This is a genomic window from Komagataeibacter kakiaceti JCM 25156 (assembly GCF_000613305.1).
The window spans coordinates 1-826 of record NZ_BAIO01000768.1; the positions used below are offsets into that span (position 1 = coordinate 1).

Annotated in this window: 1 protein-coding gene; it reads right to left on the bottom strand. The window is 66.3% G+C overall.

The genetic code is table 11. The annotated features are described in order from the left end of the window. Window positions 1-826: heme lyase CcmF/NrfE family subunit (locus JCM25156_RS18750; protein WP_025814360.1), on the bottom strand; the 826-nt coding region annotated here is incomplete at both ends.

An 826-nucleotide genomic window follows, 5' to 3' on the forward strand; every position in this document is an offset into this window, starting at 1 on the left:
CGGAACAGGCGCAGCCGGTCGACAATATCGGCCACGCTGCTCGCGATCACCCAGACCGCACCGGCACTGGCCAGCGCCGGCAGGACTTCACGCATACGGAAGGTGGCGACGGCCAGCGCCAGCAGCGACAGGCACGCCGCCCACCACAGGCGGCGCAGTACCGGCCACATCTGTGCGCGTTTCCACGGCACCATCGGGCCAAACCCCATGAACACCATGAGCGGGATGGCCAGCGGAATGGTCGTGGCGTCAAAGAAAGGCTTGCCGACGGAAATGGTCCTGCCGAACAGCAGCGACATGAAGGGCGGATACATCGTGCCCGTCAGCACCACCGCGCAGATGGAACACAGCAGGATGTTGTTGAGCACCAGCAGCCCCTCCCGCGAGAGGGGGGCGAACAGGCCGCCGGTGGTGAGCTGTGGCGCGCGGATGGCGAACAGCAGCAGCGAGCCGCCAATCACCACCGCCAGCAGCCCCAGTATGAACACGCCGCGCGCGGGGTCGTTGGCAAAGGCATGCACGGAATTGAGAATGCCCGAACGCACCAGGAAGGTGCCGGAAAGCGAGAACGAGAAAGTGCCGATGGCCAGCAGCACGGTCCAGATCTTCAGCGCCTCGCGCTTTTCCACCACGATGGCGGAATGCACCAGCGCCGTTCCCGTCAGCCACGGGATGAGGGAGGCGTTTTCCACCGGATCCCAGAACCAGTAGCCGCCCCAGCCCAGCACGTAGTACGACCACCACGACCCCATGGCGATGCCGCAGGTCAGGAAGCACCACGCCGCCACCGCCCATGGCCGCACCCACCGGCCCCATGCCGCGTCCA